Source organism: Variovorax xiamenensis (assembly GCF_050916385.1).
GTDB lineage: Bacteria > Pseudomonadota > Gammaproteobacteria > Burkholderiales > Burkholderiaceae_C > Variovorax.
In genome coordinates this window covers 671495-688455 of record NZ_CP139038.1, presented here as the reverse complement: position 1 = coordinate 688455, position 16961 = coordinate 671495, and the positions used below count along the sequence as shown (strand labels likewise).

Sequence of the window (16961 nt, the reverse complement as noted above, 5' to 3'; positions counted from 1 at the left end):
CCGGGAACGCGGGATTATCGCGCCCGGGCGAAGGCCCGGCCCGCAGACTCTAGACTCGGGGCACGTAACCTGCGTGTTGCGCGGGTAACGCCTGCCGCCCGGCAGGCTTTCCGCACCGCCTGAAGCACCATGAAATTGCGCCTGAAACACCTCGCCCTGGCCCTCGCGGTCGCCGCCGGCCTCGCCGCCACGCCTCTTTGGGCCCAGCAGAACGACAAGCCCCTGCGCATCGTGGTGCCCTTCGCCACCGGCGGCGCCCAGGACGTCATCGCCCGCTACCTGGGCGCCAAGCTGACCGACAAGCTCGGCCAGCCGGTCATCATCGACAACAAGGCCGGCGCCGGCGGCATCGTGGCCGCCGACGCGGTGGCCAAGGCGACCGACGGGGCCACGGTGCTGCTGGCCACCGGCGGCGCGGTCACCATCGCGCCCCACCTGCAGGCCAAGCTGCCCTACGACCCGGTGCACGAACTGGTGCCGGTCGCCCTGGTCGCCGACACCCCCATGACGCTGTCGGTGCGCGCCGAAAGCCCCTACAAGACGGTGGCCGACGTGCTGCGCGACGCCAAGGCCAAGCCGGGCCAGGTCACCTACGCCTCGACCGGCAACGGCACCGTCTCGCACCTGACCGGTGCGCTGCTGGCCCAGGCCAGCGGCGTGAACCTGCTGCATGTGCCCTACCGCGGCGCCGCGCCGGCCCTCACCGACCTGCTGGGCGGGCAGGTGGCGACCATCGTGACCAGCGTGGCCTCGATCGAGCCCATGGTCGCCAGCGGCAAGGCCCGCGTGCTCGGCACCTTCTCGCGCGCGGCATTGCCCAGCATGGGCTCGGCCCCGACCATCGGCGAGGCCACGGGCCTGCCGGGCATGGAAGTGCCGGTCTGGGTCGGTGTGATGGCGCCGGCGCGCATGCCGTCGGCGAGCATCGAGAAGCTCTCGGCGGCGCTGGTCGAGGTCTGCAACCTGCCGGAGACGAAGCAGCGCTTCGCCCAGCTTGGCGCGGTCAATACCTGCGGCGGCGCGGCGGCTCTGGGCAAGGTCGTGACCGAGGACAGCCAGCGCTGGGCCAAGGTCATCAAGCAAGGCGGAATCAAGGTTGACTGAGCCCGCGGGCCACAAATACCGCGTCGGCATCGCGGGCGCCGGGGCGATCGCGCTGGGCAGCGCGGCCTGGCTGCGGCAGGCCGGCCACGGCGTCACCGTCTGGTCGCCCGGTGGACGAGGCGCCGACGCGCTGCGCACGCAGCCGCTGGAAGCCGGCGGCATCCAGTCGTTCTCGGTGAGCGTCGATGTAGCCGACGACGCGGCCGGGCTCTGCGCCGCCTCCGACGTGCTCCTGCTCGCCCTGCCCGTCAACGGCCACAGGCAGGTGATGGACTCCCTGCTGCCCTTCCTGCGCGACGGCCAGACAGTGATCGTCAGCTCGATGGCCTCGCTGTCGTCGCTCTATCTGCACGAAGCCGCAGTGCGCGCCGGCCGGCGGATCACTGTCGCCAGCTTCGGCACCACCGTGCTGACCGCGCGCCGCGAATCGGGCACGCAGGTCAGGGTGATGACGCGGCGCAAGGCGGTCGGCGTCTCCGCCCTGCCCGGCACCCGGGTGGATGAAGCCGTCGCGCTGTGCACGGAGCTTTTCGGCGAGGGCTTTTCCCCGCAGGGCAGCGCGCTCGCCAGCGCCCTGGCCAACGTCAATCCGCAGTCGCACGGGCCGCTCGCGGTCTTCAACTGGACGCGCATCGAGCGCGCCGAGAACTGGCCGCAGTACCACTGCATGACGCCCGGCGTGGCGCGCGCAATCGAGGCGCTCGATACCGAGCGCCGCGCCGTGGCGGCCGCCTTCGGCATCGAGCTCGGCCCCATCGAGGCGCATTTCGCCCGCTCCTTCGGCACCGAGTCGGAGAAGCTCGCCGACATCGCCGCCGAGCTGCACGCCAAGCGCGGCGGCCCGCCGGGCCCCACTCAGACCGACACCCGCTACGTGAGCGAGGACATGCCCTACGGCCTGGCCTTCGTCGAGGCGCTGGGCGCCATCGCCGGGGTTCCCACGCCAGCGACCCGCACCATCGTGGACGCGGCCTCGCTGGTCAACGGCGTCGACTACCGCCGCGGAAACGACCTGATCGATCCTCTGGGCCTGGCGAACGAGACAGTCGCAGGCCTGCTCGCGCGCCTAGGCTGAGCCGTCGGCTTCCTCGGGGAACACCGGCTCCCCGAGGTTGAGCATCAGCCGGTTGGCCCAGGCGAAGATGGCCACCGAGTGGATCAGGTCGAGGATCTCCAGCTCGCCCAGCCCGACATCCTTCAGCTTGCGGATGTCGTCGGCCGAAACCTTGTCGGGCTCCGCGCCGAGCCTGATCGAGAACTCGACGATCGCCTTCTCGCGCGCCGTGGTGCCCGCGCCCGCCGGCTCCTCGAACACCTGCGAGATCACGTCGTTGCGCTTGGCCAGCTGCTCGAAGCGCTGCGCGTGCACCGAGGCGCAGTACACACAGCCGTTGACGCGCGACTCCACCGTGGCGCCCAGCTCGCGCTCGGCGCGCGGCATGCCGCCCGGCGCGAACATGATCGCGTTGAAGGCAATGGAGCGCTGCAGCAATATCTCGGGCTGGTGCGCCAGCACCAGGAAATACGGCGAGGTGCGTGCCTGCGGGCTCATCTCGTCCAGCGCCGCCAGTTGCTCGGGCGTGGCGGTGTCGACGTTCACCACGTCGAGCCACGGCTTCCACTTGAGCACTTCGTTGGTGAAGCCCTTGATGCGGATCGGGGCGCTCATGCCGACACCTCCAGCGCGGCCATCGCCTTCAGGCCCGCGGCGACGCGGATCTGGTACGACAGGAAGGCGATCAGCTGGCTCGTCGCAACGATGGCCGGCGTCGACAGGCCGCTTTCGGCCAGCGACTGCACGGCAGCCCTGTCGCCTTCGATGGGGCGCTCGATCAGCTTGCCGGTGAAGGCCAGCACGGCCTGCAGGCGCGTGTCGGCCACGGGTTTGCCGGCATCGACAGCCGCGACCACGGCGGCGTCGGCGCCTTCGGCCGCCAGCCGGTCGCGGTAGTGCACGGCAAGGCTGTCGGCCTTCGAGACGCGGCAGGCATGCAGCGCCACCAGAAGCCGCTCGGTCATCGAGATGCCCTCGACGGTGGGCGAGAACATCGCGTCGTAGCTGCCCTGCGTCGCGGCGAGCACCTTTTCGCGCTGGCGGCGCAGCGCCCAACTGGGCTGGTCCGGCGTCAGGGGGACGACGGCATCGATCACATCGGTAGTGCTTGTCATGGTTCGGTTTTTCTCAATTTCTTTCCTTGGGCGGCAGGGCAGGCGTCCATTCGTCGCCGAAGAGCTCAGGCTCGGCGAACTCCTCGAGGTTGGCCCAGTGATGGTCGAAATCCTCGCGGTAGAACAGGCTGGCGATGCCGCTGGCCAGTCGTTTCGCGCCATCGCTGATGGCCGGAATGTCGCCCGACACCGTGCCGTGCGACAGCGCCGCCGGATAGCAGAAGCAGTGGATGCGCCCGAGCCCCGGGCATTCGCCGGGCGCTCGCTCCTTGAATTCGAAGGCCGGGCCGAGGTCGGGCGAGTCGTCCAGCTCCTGGTCTTCGTCTCCGGGGGCGGGCTGGAAGCGATCCTTCCAGGTGCGCACGTGGGCGGCGATGCCGTCGAACTCGGGGCGATTGGGCCAGTCGACCTTGAAGCCGGTCGAGACGATCAGGAAGTCGAATTCGAAATCGCCCTTGGGCGTCGACACCACCATCGCGTCGCCCTTCGGCTCGATGGCCAGCACCGGGCAGCCGAAGTTGAAGAAGGCATTGGGATGGCGCGACACCCGCAGCGTGCTGCCGTGCGGCGGCGGCACGTTCAGCACGTTGATGTAGTGCCGGATGCGCCACTTGAGTTCGTCCGGCAGGTCGTAGTGCCCCTGCGTGAGTCCCGGCACGCCGGCGCCCTTGCCCTTGTTGACGCGCGGCAGGTCGGTACGGCGGATCAGCAGTTCGACGCTCTGGGCGCCGGCTTCCAGCGCGGTGGCAGCGCTGTCCATGGCCGAAGAGCCGGCGCCGATCACGCCCACGCGCAGGCCCTTGAGCCGGCCGTAGTCCATCTCGTCGGAGGAATGCGCCCACTTCGAGCGCGGCAGGGCGTTCACGAAGGCGGGAACGGCCGGGCCGCCGAGACCGTCGCGTCCGGTGGCCAGCACCAGGCGGCGGGCCAGCACGCTGCTGAGCTCGCCCTCGGGCGTGCGCAGTTCGAGGCGGACGCCCGTCGCGTCGGGCAGGGGCTGGATCGCGGTCACCGTCATGCCGTTGCGCACGTCCACGCCCATCACGCGGCGGTACCAGACGAGGTAGTCCATCCACTGCAGGCGCGGGATCTTGTCCATCGCCGTCCAGGCCTCCAGCCCGAACTGGGCCTCGAACCATGCGCGGAAGGTGAGCGCGGGCAGCCCCAGCGCGGGACCGGTGAGCTCCTTCGGCGAGCGCAGCGTCTCCATGCGGGCGGTGGTGGCCCAGGGGCCTTCGCTGCCGGCGGGCGAGCGGTCGAAGATCACGGCGCGGATGCCCAGCTGCGCCAGCGCCACCGAGGCGGCCAGCCCGGCCTGCCCGCCACCGACGATGGCCACGTCGATCATGGCTTCGCCGCCGGCGGCCTGCCGCGGCGGCATCCAGTTGCGGGCGGGCCAGCCGAGGTAGGAGAGGTCCTGGGCGAGCCGGGCCTCGAGCGCGGCCAGGGAGGAGGCGGAAGAAGGGGGAACGGGATCAGGAATCGTCATTTTGAAAACCGGGAACGGCGCTCAGTGTAGAAAGCTTCACGAACCCCCACGCCACGCTGCGCCGCCCCGCAAGCCCGTATCACTGGCCCGGATTTCGCATGCCACAATGATTTCAGACCACAGGGACCGGCATGGCCAGCAAAACCGACGGCAGCAACAGCGAATGGTGGCGCGGTGCGGTGATCTACCAGATCTACCCGCGCAGCTTCATGGACAGCGACGGCGACGGCATCGGCGACCTGCCGGGCATCACGTCCCGGCTGGAGCACGTAGCCAGCCTCGGCGTCGACGCCATCTGGGTCTCCCCCTTCTTCCGCTCGCCGATGAAGGACTTCGGCTACGACGTGTCCGACTACCGCGCGGTCGACCCGATCTTCGGCACCCTGGACGACTTCGACGCCATGCTGGCGCGCATGCACGAGCTGGGCCTGAAGCTCGTCATCGACCAGGTGCTCTCGCACACCTCCGACCAGCACGCCTGGTTCGCCGAAAGCCGCGGCTCGCGCGACAACCCCAAGGCCGACTGGTACGTGTGGGCCGACCCGAAGCCCGACGGCACGCCGCCCAACAACTGGCTGTCGGTGTTCGGCGGCCCCGCCTGGCAGTGGGATTCGCGCCGGCGCCAGTACTACCTGCACAGCTTCCTGGCCGAGCAGCCCGACCTCAACTTCCACAACCCCGAGGTGCAGGCGGCGCTGCTGGGCGAGGTGCGCTTCTGGTGCGAGCGCGGCGTGGACGGCTTCCGCTTCGACGCCTGCAACCACCAGTTCCACGACGCGCTGCTGCGCGACAACCCGCCGGCCTCGCTGGCGTCCATCGGCGAGGTCAGCACGGTGCGCGCCGACAACCCGTATGCGATGCAGCAGCACCTGTACGACAAGAGCCAGCACGAGAACCTGGCGTTCCTCGAAGCCCTGCGCCGGCTGCTCGACGACTACGGCGCGGTTGCGCTGGGCGAGGTCGGCGACGAGAACGCGCCGCCGGTGATGGCCCAGTACACCGAGCTCGGCAAGCGCCTGCACCTGGCCTACAGCTTCAGCCTGCTGACGGCCGACCACAGCACCGCACACCTTCGCCACCAGGTCGAAGCGCTCGACACCGCGCTCGCGCACACCGCCGGCTGGGGCTGCTGGGCGGTGTCGAACCACGACGTGCCGCGCGTCGCCACGCGCTGGAGCGACGGCGGCGCACCCGACACCCGGCGCGACCGGCTCTGGCTCGCGCTGCTGCTGTCCCTGCGCGGCAGCGCCAGCATCTACCAGGGTGAGGAACTGGGCCTGCCCGAGGCCGAGGTGCCCTTCGAGCTGCTGCAGGACCCGTACGGCCGCGCCTTCTGGCCCGAGTTCAAGGGCCGCGACGGCTGCCGCACGCCGATGCCGTGGACCGGCGAGACGCCCAACGGCGGCTTCACCACCGGCACGCCATGGCTGCCGATGTACGGCCCGCACCTGCCGCTGGCCATCGAGCGACAGGCCGCCGACCCCGATTCGATGCTGGCCTTCAGCCGCGCCCTGCTGGCATGGCGGCGCACGCAGCCGCTGCTGCGCACCGGGGGCATCCGCTTCATCGACACCCTCGATCCACGGTTGCTGCACTTCGAGCGGCGCGGTGACGGCGCGTCCTCGATGCAGGCGATCTTCAACTTCGGCGGCGAGCCGATGTCGATGCCGCTGCCGGAGGGCCTGGCGCCTCTTGTCGGACAGCCGCTGGCGGCAACTTCCGTCATTCACACCTTAGACGGAAAGCGCATGCTGCAACTGGCGCCATACGGCGTCTTCTTCGGCACGCCCGCCGGGGAAGGTTGAAGCCGAGCCCCTGACCACCATGCCCCTGAAGCCGCTGCCAGAGTCCGAAATCCACGCGCTGATGCGCGCGGAGCACGGCGACCCTTTTGCCGTGCTCGGCCCGCACGAGACGCCCGAGGGTCTCGTCGTGCGCGCGCTGCTGCCCGGCGCCCAGCACGTGGCCGTGGTGCATTCGCGCACCGGCTGGCCGCTGTCGATACTCGCGCGCCATCCTGAATCCGACCTGTTCAGCGGGCTCGTTCCGGCCGCCGAGGCCCGCATGGGCTATTCCTTCCAGGTCGACTGGGACACGCACACCTCGCGACTCGAAGACCCGTACCGCTTTCCGTTCGTGCTCGGCGAAACAGACGTGTGGCTGCTGGCCGAGGGCACGCATCTGCGGCCATGGGAGCGCCTGGGCGCGCACCTGCGCGAGATGGACGGCGTGAAGGGCGTGGCCTTCGCCGTCTGGGCGCCGAACGCGAAGCGCGTGTCGGTGGTCGGCAGCTTCAACAACTGGGACGGCCGGCGCCACATGATGCGGCTGCGCCGCGAGTGCGGCGTGTGGGAGATCTTCGCGCCGCACGTGTCCGTGGGCGACAGCTACGAGTTCGAGATTTTGTCGGCGCAGGGCGAGGTGCTGCGCAAGGCCGACCCCTTCGCCTTCTCGGCGCAGCTGCGCCCCGACACCGCCTGCGTGGTGCAGCCCCTGCCCGCGCCGGTGAAGATGCCCGAGGGCCGCGCCGCCGCGAACGGGCGCGACGCGCCCATCAGCATCTACGAGGTGCACCTGGGCTCGTGGCGCCGCAAGAACGGCCACGAGTGGCTGGACTACCGCGAACTGGCAGACACCCTCGTGCCGTACGCGCGCGACATGGGCTTCACGCACATCGAGCTGCTGCCCGTGAGCGAGCATCCTTTCGACGGCTCGTGGGGCTACCAGCCCATCGGCCTCTATGCGCCAACCTCGCGCTTCGGCACGCCGGGCGACTTCAAGCATTTCGTCGAGGCCGCGCACGCGGCGGGGCTGGGCGTGATCCTCGACTGGGTGCCCGCGCACTTCCCCACCGATTCGCACGGCCTCGGCCGCTTCGACGGCACCGCGCTGTACGAGTACGCCGATCCGCGCGAGGGCTTCCACAACGACTGGCAGACGCTGATCTTCAACTACGCGCGCACGGAGGTGCGTAACTACCTCGTCGGCAATGCGCTGTACTGGCTGGAGCGCTATGGCGTGGATGGCCTGCGCGTGGACGCGGTGGCCTCGATGCTGTACCGCGACTACAGCCGCAAGTCGGGCGAGTGGGTGCCCAACGCGCTCGGCGGGCGCGAGAACCTGGAGGCCATCGAATTCCTGCGCCGCATGAACCGCGTGGTGGGCGTCGAGCGGCCCGGCGCGATGACGGTCGCCGAGGAATCGACCAGCTTTCCCGGCGTGACCCGGCCGCCCGAGGACGGCGGGCTGGGCTTCCACTACAAGTGGAACATGGGCTGGATGAACGACACGCTGGCGTATGCCGGCACCGATCCGGTCTACCGCAAGCACCATCACCGGCAGATCACCTTCGGGCTGATGTACGCGCATAGCGAGAACTTCGTGTTGCCGCTGTCGCATGACGAGGTGGTGCATGGCAAGGGATCGATGATCGGGCGCATGCCCGGTGACGAGTGGCAGAAGTTCGCGGGACTGCGCAATCTGTATGGGTACCTCTGGGCCTATCCGGGGAAGAAGCTGCTGTTCATGGGTGGGGAGTTCGCGCAGTACGCGGAGTGGAGTGCCGATCGGAGTCTGGATTGGCATCTGCTGGAGCATGCGTCGCATCAGGGGGTGCGGAGGCTGGTGCGTGACCTGAACAACGTGTATCGGCACTTTCCTGCGCTGCATGAGCTCGACCATGAGGCGCGAGGGTTCGAGTGGATCGTGCATGACGATGCGGATCAGTCGGTGTTTGCGTTTGTGCGGCGGGCTCGGGATGGGGCGTTTGTTGTCGTGGTTTGCAACTTCACGCCAGTGCCCCGGCATGGGTATCGACTGGGGGTTCCTTCTAGCGGGTCCTACCGGGAGGTCATCAATACGGATGGGGTTGTCTATGGGGGAAGTGGGGTTGGGAATGGGGTTGTCGAGAGTGCTCCTGTGGCTTGGCATGGGAAGACGGACTCCTTGTCTATTAGCGTGCCGCCGCTGGGGACCTTGATGTGGGTGCTGGTTTGATCTTTGAGGTTGTTTGCTTCCCGGGGCCGGGTCTCGGCCCGGCGGCCGACCTACTTTTCTTTGCTTCGCCAAAGAAAAGTAGGCAAAAGAAAGGCGACCCTACTGTCTGCGTCCCTTCGCTTCGCTACGGGCAACCTGCGGTGCTCGACGTAGGAGGGGGTCCGCAGAACTCGCTTCGCTCAAACAGCTGCGGCCCTTATCCCTCCTACGTCTGCGCTCCTCGGCGCAGCCAGAAGGGAGTTTGGGACCGAGCAGGCCATCGCTGCGCTCGGCCTTCTGAACAGCCTGGACTGGCCTTCGCTTCGCTCGGCCACGCGTTCAACTTCCGCGCCGCCAGCAAGAGCAACGATTCATTCCAAGCACTGCAGGCGCGAAGCGCCTGCAGTGCCTTGGGGGCCGAGCAACGCGATGGCCCGTACGTCTCCCCTCCCCTCTGGCTGCGCCGAGGAGCGCAGCGTTTCGCGGATCAGGGCTCGCAGCTGTTTGAGCGAAGCGAGTTCTGCGAGACCCCGCGAAACGTGAGCACCGCAGGTTGCCCCGGAGCGAAGCGCAGGGGTCGCAGACAGTGGGGTCGCCTTTCTTTTGCCTACTTTTCTTTGGCGAAGCAAAGAAAAGTAGGTCGGCTGCCGGGCCGAGACCCGGCCTCGGGAAGCAAACCCCATCGAGAGCAAGCAAGATGCTGAGCCCAGGCAACCCCTACCCCCTAGGCGCAACCCCCTCGCAACAGGGCGTCAACTTCGCAATAGCAGCCCCCACAGCAGAAGCAGTAGACCTCTGCATCTTCGACACCACAGGCAAGAACGAACAACAACGCCTAAGACTGAAAGAACAAACAGACGGCATCTGGCACGCCCACCTCCCAAGCGGCAAACCAGGCCTCGTCTACGGCTACCGAGTCCACGGCCCCTGGAACCCCAAAGCAGGCCAGCGCTTCAACCCATCGAAGCTGCTCCTCGACCCATACGCCCGCGAGATCGTAGGCACCTACGACGGCAGCGACCTCTTCCTGGGCCACGACCCGGCGAACCCAGAAAAGAGAGACACCCGAGACAACGCAGCCATCGCCCTCAAGGCCCGGGTAGCGCCGGCACCGACCAACCAAGGGCACGCAGCAGGCCACGCCCGCATCGCCCCCGGCGACCGCGTCCTCTACGAACTCCACGTCAAGGGCCACACAAAACTCCACCCCGCCGTCCCAGCGGCACTCAGAGGCACCTACGCCGGCCTCGCCGAACCCGCAGTGCTCGACCACCTCCAGCACCTGGGCATCACCACCCTGAGCCTCATGCCCGTGCAGCGCCGCGCCGACGAGCAGCGCCTGCTCCGCATGGGCCTGAGCAACTACTGGGGCTACAACACCATCGGCTGGTTCGCCCCCGAAGCCCGCTACTGGAGCGGCCGCCCCGGCACCACGCCCACCGGCGAGTTCCGCGCGATGGCCGACGCGATCCACGCGCGCGGCATGGAGCTGGTGATCGACGTGGTCTACAACCACAGCGCCGAGAGCGACGAGCTCGGCCCCACGCTGTCGATGCGCGGCATCGACAACGCCCTGTACTACCACCTGCGCGCCGACGACCGCGCCCTGTATGAGAACTGGGCCGGCACCGGCAACTGCCTGAACCTCGGCGAGCCCCGCGTGCTGCAGCTGGTGATGGACAGCCTGCGCTTCTGGGCCTGCGAGATGGGCGTCGACGGTTTCCGCTTCGATCTCGCGCCTGTGCTCGGCCGCGCCGACGCGCAACGCGGGTTCGATGCGCGCGCGCCCTTCTTCGCCGCCATCGCGCAAGACCCGGTGCTCTCGCGCACGCTGCTCATCGCCGAGCCCTGGGACATCGGCCCCGGCGGCTATCGGCTCGGCGGGTTCCCGCCGGGCTGGCTCGAATGGAACGACCGCTACCGCGACACGCAGCGCGGCTTCTGGCTGCGGCAGGAGCACGACGACAGGGCGAAGCCCGGCGACTTCGCCCATCGCTTCGCGGCCTCCAGCGCCCAGTTCGCGCACCACGGCCGCGCGCCGACGGCCAGCGTCAACTTCATCACCGCGCACGACGGCTTCACGCTGCGCGACCTGGTGAGCTACGACGAGCGCCACAATCTGGCCAACGGCGAGAACAACCGCGACGGCCATGGCCACAACCTGAGCAACAACTGCGGCGCAGAGGGCCCGAGCGACGACCCCGCGGTGCTGGCCCTGCGCACCCGCCTGCAGCGCGCGCTGCTCGCCACGCTGATGCTGTCGCAGGGCACGCCGATGCTGCTGGCCGGCGACGAGCTCGGCCACAGCCAGCAGGGCAACAACAACGCCTACTGCCAGGACAACGAAACCACCTGGCTTGCGTGGATAGGCACCTCCGCCCCCGGCAGCGACGCAGCTCGACTGGGCGCGTTCATCGCGCGCCTCGCCGCGCTGCGCCGCGAAGCCCCCGCCCTGCGCAGCACGCGCTGGTGGCCGGCCGAGCCCCCGGCCGGAGGCTCGGCCGGCATCCGCTGGCTGCGCCCCGACGGCGAGCCGATGGCGCCCGCCGACTGGAGCACGGGCACGGCCCTTGCAATCCACTTCGGGCATGCAGAAGAAAAAGTCGGCAATGGAAGCTCATGGCTGCTGATGGTGAACGCGGGTCCGCAAACCGTGTCGTTCACGCTGCCTCCGGGTGCGTGGCGCCTTTGCCTTTGCACGGATCCGCAGGCCGATCCGGACGACAGCCCCCAGGCGCTGGAAGGCACGGCACAAGTGCCTTTTTCGAGCATCGGGATTGCAAGAACGTAGAAGCCAGCCGCACGGCGCGGTGCTAGTCTCGATGCAGAAACTCTGACGGCGGATCCCGGCCACGCGAACGACCAACAAACGGAGACTCAGGATGGACAACCTCACACCGCAAGCGCAGCTACCGCAGCCTCAGCAGCAGGAGCTGCAGGCCCATCAACTGGTTCGCCGCACCATCGCACTGGTGCTGGCCGGCGGGCGAGGTTCCCGCCTCAAGCAGCTGACCGACCGCCGCGCCAAGCCGGCCGTGTACTTCGGCGGCAAGTTCCGCATCATCGATTTCGCGTTGTCGAACTGCCTGAACTCGGGCATCCGGCGCATGGCGGTGGTCACGCAGTACAAGTCGCACTCGCTCATGCGCCACCTGCAGCGCGGCTGGAGCTTCCTGCGTGCCGAACTCAACGAGATGGTCGACGTGCTGCCCGCGCAGCAGCGCGTGGGCGACGAGCACTGGTACCGCGGCACGGCCGACGCGGTGTTCCAGAACCTGGACATCATCCAGACCCGCTCCACCAAGCACGACTACGTGGTCGTGCTGGCCGGCGACCACATCTACAAGATGGACTACTCGCTGATGGTGAAGGACCATGCCGAGCACGGCCTGGGCTGTACGGTCGGCTGCATCGAGGTGCCGCGCATGGAGGCCACGGCTTTCGGCGTGATGGCCGTGGACGACGGCCGCCAGATCACCGACTTCCTCGAGAAGCCCGCCGATCCGCCCGCCATGCCCGGCAAGCCCGACACGGCGCTGGCGAGCATGGGCATCTACGTGTTCGATTCGGAATACCTCTACCAGCTGCTGGAGGAAGACAACGCGAATCCCGACTCGAGCCACGACTTCGGCAAGGACATCATTCCCCGCGCCGTGGCCCAGGGCCGCGCGCTGGCCCATCCCTTCGGCATGTCGTGCGTCACGCGGGCCTCGCGCGGGCCGGAGGCCAAGACCTACTGGCGCGACGTGGGCACGATTGATGCATTCTGGGCAGCCAACCTCGACCTCGCCTCCATCACCCCGGAGCTCGACATCTATGACACGGACTGGCCCATCTGGACCTACCAGCGGCAACTGCCGCCGGCCAAGTTCGTGCTCGACCGCAACGGGCACCACGGCATGACGGTCAACACCATCGTCTCCGGCGGCTGCATCGTCTCGGGCTCCAAGGTCAGCAGCTCGGTGCTCTTCTCGGGCGTGCGCGTGCATTCCTTCTGCGAGATCAACGAGGCCGTGCTGCTGCCCGACGTGGAAGTCGGCCGCGGCGCGCGGCTGAACCGCGTGGTGATCGACCGCGCCTGCGTCATACCGGAGGACATGGTGATCGGCGAAGATGCCGAGGCGGACGCCGCGCGCTTCGAGCGCACCGAGAACGGCGTGGTGCTGGTCACCCGCGAGATGCTGAAACGGCTGGCTGCAGCCTGATCCGAACACGATGCGAATCCTCCAGGTCAGCGCAGAACTCTTTCCCCTCCTCAAGACCGGCGGCCTGGCGGACATCGCCGGCGCCCTGCCCCTGGCGCTCATGGCCGCCGGGCAGGATGCGCGCGTGCTCCTGCCGGGCTTTCCGGCCATCGTGGCGGGCGTGCGCGACCTCGCGCCGGTGGCTGCCTTCGACGCGCCGTGGGGCGAAGGCTTCGGCCTGCGGCTCGGGCACATCGACATCGACGGCGCGCCCGGCATCCCGGCCTACGTGATCGACGCGCCGGCGCTCTACGGCCGGCCCGGCAACCCCTACGAGGACATCTCCCGCCAGCCCTACGGCGACAACCACCGCCGCTTCGCGCTGCTGGGCTGGGCGGCGGCGCAGCTGGCGCAAGGGCTCGATCCGCAATGGCAGCCCGAGGTGGTGCACGCGCACGACTGGCACGCCGCGCTCGCGCCTGCCTACCTGCACTTCGCGCGGCAGGCCGGAGCCCCGCACGTGGGCAGCGTCTTCACCGTGCACAACCTGGCCTACCAGGGCATCTTCGCGCCCTGGCACTTTCCGGAGCTCGGCCTGCCCGGCCCGGCGTTCCAGATGAACGGCCTCGAATACCACGGCCAGGTCTCGTTCATGAAGGGCGGCCTGTATTTCGCCGACCGGCTCACCACCGTGAGCCCGACCTACGCGCTGGAGATCCAGACGCCCGAGCAGGGCTGCGGGCTCGACGGCCTGCTGCGCCAGCGCAGCGCGGTGCTCAGCGGCATCCTCAACGCGGTGGACGACCAGGTCTGGAACCCCGCCACCGACACGGCGCTCATCCAGGGCTATCACACGCCCGAAGGCCGCCACATGGCTGGCAAGGCGCGCTGCAAGTCGGTGCTGCAGCACCAGCTGGGGCTGGCCGAGCGGCCCGACGCGCCGCTCTTCATCGTCGTGAGCCGCCTCACCGAGCAGAAAGGCCTGCACCTGGTGCTCGGCGGGCTCGATTCGCTTCTGGCCCAGGGCGGGCAGCTCGCGCTGCTGGGCAGCGGCGAGGCCTGGCTGGAGGAAGCCTTCCGCCAGCGCGCGGCGGCCGCGCCGCAGTCGGTGGCCGTGACCATCGGCTACAACGAGACGCTGGCCCACCAGCTCTTCGGTGCCGGCGACGTGACGCTGGTGCCTTCTCTCTTCGAGCCCTGCGGCCTCACGCAGATGTACGGCCTCAAGTACGGCAGCCTGCCGCTGGTGCGCCGCGTCGGCGGGCTGGCCGACACGGTGGTCGACAGCTCGCTGGAAGACCTGGCCAGCGGCGATGCCACCGGCTTCGTGTTCGATCGCTTCGAGGCCGCCGACTACGAGCGCGCACTGCGCCGCGCCTTCGCGCTCTACGAGCGCGCGCCCGACTGGCGCCGCGTGCGCGGCAACGCCATGCGCCGGCCGGCCGACTGGGCCACGGCGGCCGCGCAGTACATCGACGTGTACCGGCAAAGCATGAAACAACCCTCTTCCGGGAGCGCCCCATGACGATCAAGGACTTCGCCTACGACCACCCCGACCGCGACGTCGCGGCCTTCAAGCGCGCCGTGGCCAACAAGCTGATCTACGCGGTCGGCAAGGACCCTGTCGCGGCCAGCCAGGACGACTGGCTCAACGCCACCTCGCAGGCGGTGCGCGACCAGCTGGTCGAGCGCTGGATGATGACCACGCGCGCCAACTACGCGCAGGACTTGAAGCGCGTCTACTACCTGTCGATGGAGTTCCTGATCGGGCGCACCTTCACCAACGCGCTGCTCGCGGTGGACCTGTACGACACAGTGCGCGAGGCGCTGGCCGACTTCGGCGTGGACATGGCGGCCCTGTCCGAACGCGAGCCCGACGCGGCGCTGGGCAATGGCGGCCTGGGGCGCCTCGCTGCCTGCTTTCTCGACTCGATGGCCACGCTGGGCGTGCCGGGCATGGGCTACGGCATCCGCTACGAGTACGGCATGTTCCGCCAGCGCATCGTCGACGGCCAGCAGGTGGAGACGCCCGACTACTGGCTCACGCGCGGCAACCCGTGGGAGTTCCAGCGGCCCGAGGTGAACTACCGCGTGCGCTTCGGCGGCCACGTGCAGAAGCGCGAGGGAGCCAACGTGCCGCCCGGCGCGGCCGACTGGGTCGATACGCACGACGTGCTGGCGGTGGCCTACGACACCATCATCCCGGGCTACGGCACGCAGGCTACCAACACGCTGCGGCTGTGGTCGGCGCGCGCCACCGAGGAGATCGACCTCTCGGCCTTCAACCGCGGCAACTACATGCAGGCGGTGGAAAGCAAGAACCATTCGGAGAACGTCTCGCGCGTGCTTTACCCCGACGACTCCACGCCCTCGGGCCGCGAACTGCGCCTGCACCAGGAGTACTTCTTCTGCAGCGCCAGCGTGCAGGACCTGCTGCGCCGCTACCTGCGCAACCACAAGACATTCGACCAGCTCTCGGAGAAGGTCAGCATCCACCTGAACGACACGCACCCGGTGCTGGCGGTGCCCGAGCTCATGCGCCTCTTGCTCGACGAGCACGGCCTCGCGTGGGACGTGGCCTGGGCGCACACGCAGAAGGTGTTCAGCTACACCAACCACACGCTGATGCACGAGGCGCTGGAGACCTGGCCGGTGGAGATGCTGGGGCGCATCCTGCCGCGGCACCTGCAGATCATCTACGACATCAACGCGAAGTTCCTCGCCACGGTGACGCAGAAGGTGGGCAACGACGTGGAGCTGATGCGCCGCCTCTCGCTGGTCGACGAAACCGGCGAGCGCCGCGTGCGCATGGCCTACGTGGCGGTGCTCGCGAGCCATTCGGTCAATGGTGTGTCGGGGCTGCACTCGGAGCTGATGAAGCAGTCGATCTTCTCGGACTTCGCGAAGATCTTTCCGGAGCGCTTCAACAACAAGACCAACGGCGTCACGCCGCGCCGCTGGCTGGCACAGGCCAACCCGCCGCTGGCGGCGCTGCTCGACCAGCGCATCGGCAAGGGCTGGCGGCGCGACCTGTCGCAGCTGGAGGCGCTCAAGCCCATGGCCGCGCAGCCGGCCTTCGTGCGCGCGTTCCGCCACGCCAAGCGCGAGAACAAGCTGCGGCTGGCCAACTGGGTCGAGCAGCACCTGAAGATCGACATCGACACGGACGCGATGTTCGACGTGCAGGTCAAGCGCATCCACGAATACAAGCGCCAGCTGCTCAACGTGCTGCACGTGGTGACGCGCTATCACCGCATCCTCGATGCGCAGGCCGCGGGCACGCCGATCGACATGGTGCCGCGCGTGGTGGTGTTCGCGGGCAAGGCGGCGTCGGCCTATGCGATGGCGAAGCTGGTCATCCGGCTCATCAACGACGTGGCCGCCACCATCAACGCCGACGCGCGCGTGGGCAAGCTGCTGAAGGTGGTGTTTTTGCCGAACTACAGCGTGAGCCTGGCGGAGATCATCATGCCGGCGGCCGACCTGTCGGAGCAGATCTCCACGGCGGGCACGGAAGCCTCGGGCACCGGGAACATGAAGTTCGCGCTCAACGGCGCGCTCACCATCGGCACGCTGGACGGCGCGAACGTCGAGATGCGCGAGAGCGTGGGTCCCGAGAACATCTTCATCTTCGGCAACACCACGCCCGAGGTGGCCGACATCCGCGCGCGGGGCTACCAGCCGCGCGAAATCTACGAGGAGAACGCCGAGCTCAAGCGCGTGCTCGACGCGATCCGCGACGGCGCCTTCTCGCCCGGCGAGCCGTCGCGCTACCAGGGCATCTACGACGCGCTGGTGAACTGGGGCGACCACTACCTGCTGCTGGCCGACTACGCGAGCTACGTGGCGAAGCAGGCCGAAGTCGATACGCTGTACCGCGACTCGGACGCGTGGACGCGCATGGCGATCCTCAACGTGGCGGGAATGGGGGGGTTCTCGTCGGACCGCACGATTGCGCAGTACGCGCACGAGATCTGGCACACCAAGCCAGTAGTACTTGGCTAACCCCCAGGCTTGCCCACTTCGTGTGGCCGCCCACC

General features: G+C 68.7%; 11 protein-coding genes. 8 read left to right on the top strand and 3 right to left on the bottom strand.

What is annotated here, in order from left to right; translation table 11 throughout:
• Nucleotides 1-129: 129 nt before the first annotated feature.
• Entirely contained in the window at nt 130-1104 is a 975-nt protein-coding gene (locus tag SFB74_RS02990) for a Bug family tripartite tricarboxylate transporter substrate binding protein (RefSeq protein ID WP_432729178.1), read from the top strand.
• Nucleotides 1097-2179 carry an NAD/NADP octopine/nopaline dehydrogenase family protein gene (locus SFB74_RS02985; protein ID WP_432729177.1) on the top strand — a complete coding sequence of 361 codons (1083 nt, stop codon included), beginning with the start codon at nt 1097-1099 and terminating at the stop codon, nt 2177-2179. Before SFB74_RS02990 ends, SFB74_RS02985 begins: the two co-directional genes overlap by 8 nt.
• Here SFB74_RS02985 and SFB74_RS02980 read toward each other — a convergent pair.
• Genes SFB74_RS02980 through SFB74_RS02970 form a run of 3 tightly spaced genes read right to left on the bottom strand, consistent with a single transcriptional unit; the run spans nt 2171 to nt 4762 of the window.
• Nucleotides 2171-2773, bottom strand: a complete 603-nt coding sequence (locus tag SFB74_RS02980; RefSeq protein WP_432729176.1) for a peroxidase-related enzyme — start codon at nt 2771-2773, stop codon at nt 2171-2173. The genes SFB74_RS02985 and SFB74_RS02980 overlap by 9 nt on opposite strands.
• Nucleotides 2770-3273: a CMD domain-containing protein gene (locus SFB74_RS02975; protein WP_432729174.1), complete on the bottom strand. Its 504-nt coding sequence runs from the start codon at nt 3271-3273 to the stop codon at nt 2770-2772. The genes SFB74_RS02980 and SFB74_RS02975 overlap by 4 nt, the downstream gene beginning before the upstream one ends.
• Nucleotides 3274-3286: 13 nt before the next feature.
• Nucleotides 3287-4762: an NAD(P)-binding domain-containing protein gene (locus SFB74_RS02970; protein WP_432729173.1), complete on the bottom strand. Its 1476-nt coding sequence runs from the start codon at nt 4760-4762 to the stop codon at nt 3287-3289.
• Nucleotides 4763-4893: 131 nt separating this feature from the next.
• Here SFB74_RS02970 and SFB74_RS02965 point away from each other — a divergent pair, with 131 nt between their 5' ends.
• From SFB74_RS02965 to SFB74_RS02940, 6 genes are all read left to right on the top strand, one after another.
• Nucleotides 4894-6567, top strand: a complete 1674-nt coding sequence (locus SFB74_RS02965; RefSeq protein ID WP_432729172.1) for an alpha-amylase family glycosyl hydrolase — start codon at nt 4894-4896, stop codon at nt 6565-6567.
• A 19-nt stretch (nt 6568-6586) separates the two neighbouring features.
• Nucleotides 6587-8758 carry a 1,4-alpha-glucan branching protein GlgB gene (glgB, locus tag SFB74_RS02960; protein WP_432729171.1) on the top strand — a complete coding sequence of 724 codons (2172 nt, stop codon included), beginning with the start codon at nt 6587-6589 and terminating at the stop codon, nt 8756-8758.
• A 676-nt stretch (nt 8759-9434) separates the two neighbouring features.
• Nucleotides 9435-11528: a glycogen debranching protein GlgX gene (glgX, locus tag SFB74_RS02955; RefSeq protein WP_432729170.1), complete on the top strand. Its 2094-nt coding sequence runs from the start codon at nt 9435-9437 to the stop codon at nt 11526-11528.
• A gap of 91 nt (nt 11529-11619) precedes the next feature.
• A complete protein-coding gene (gene glgC / locus SFB74_RS02950; RefSeq protein ID WP_432729169.1) occupies nt 11620-12942 on the top strand; it encodes a glucose-1-phosphate adenylyltransferase in 1323 nt (440 codons plus the stop codon).
• Nucleotides 12943-12952: 10 nt separating this feature from the next.
• On the top strand, nt 12953-14446 hold the full coding sequence (gene glgA, locus SFB74_RS02945) for a glycogen synthase GlgA (RefSeq protein ID WP_432729168.1): 1494 nt from the start codon (nt 12953-12955) through the stop codon (nt 14444-14446).
• Nucleotides 14443-16926: a glycogen/starch/alpha-glucan phosphorylase gene (locus SFB74_RS02940; protein WP_432729167.1), complete on the top strand. Its 2484-nt coding sequence runs from the start codon at nt 14443-14445 to the stop codon at nt 16924-16926. The genes glgA and SFB74_RS02940 overlap by 4 nt, the downstream gene beginning before the upstream one ends.
• Nucleotides 16927-16961: the final 35 nt, after the last annotated feature.

Coding starts and splice junctions, on each gene's coding strand:
- glgB (WP_432729171.1), top strand. CDS start 6,587: ATGCCCCTGAAGCCGCTGCCAGAGTCCGAAATCCACGCGCTGATGCGC.
- glgC (WP_432729169.1), top strand. CDS start 11,620: ATGGACAACCTCACACCGCAAGCGCAGCTACCGCAGCCTCAGCAGCAG.
- SFB74_RS02975 (WP_432729174.1), bottom strand. CDS start 3,273: ATGACAAGCACTACCGATGTGATCGATGCCGTCGTCCCCCTGACGCCG.
- glgX (WP_432729170.1), top strand. CDS start 9,435: ATGCTGAGCCCAGGCAACCCCTACCCCCTAGGCGCAACCCCCTCGCAA.
- SFB74_RS02965 (WP_432729172.1), top strand. CDS start 4,894: ATGGCCAGCAAAACCGACGGCAGCAACAGCGAATGGTGGCGCGGTGCG.
- SFB74_RS02990 (WP_432729178.1), top strand. CDS start 130: ATGAAATTGCGCCTGAAACACCTCGCCCTGGCCCTCGCGGTCGCCGCC.
- SFB74_RS02970 (WP_432729173.1), bottom strand. CDS start 4,762: ATGACGATTCCTGATCCCGTTCCCCCTTCTTCCGCCTCCTCCCTGGCC.
- SFB74_RS02940 (WP_432729167.1), top strand. CDS start 14,443: ATGACGATCAAGGACTTCGCCTACGACCACCCCGACCGCGACGTCGCG.
- glgA (WP_432729168.1), top strand. CDS start 12,953: ATGCGAATCCTCCAGGTCAGCGCAGAACTCTTTCCCCTCCTCAAGACC.
- SFB74_RS02980 (WP_432729176.1), bottom strand. CDS start 2,773: ATGAGCGCCCCGATCCGCATCAAGGGCTTCACCAACGAAGTGCTCAAG.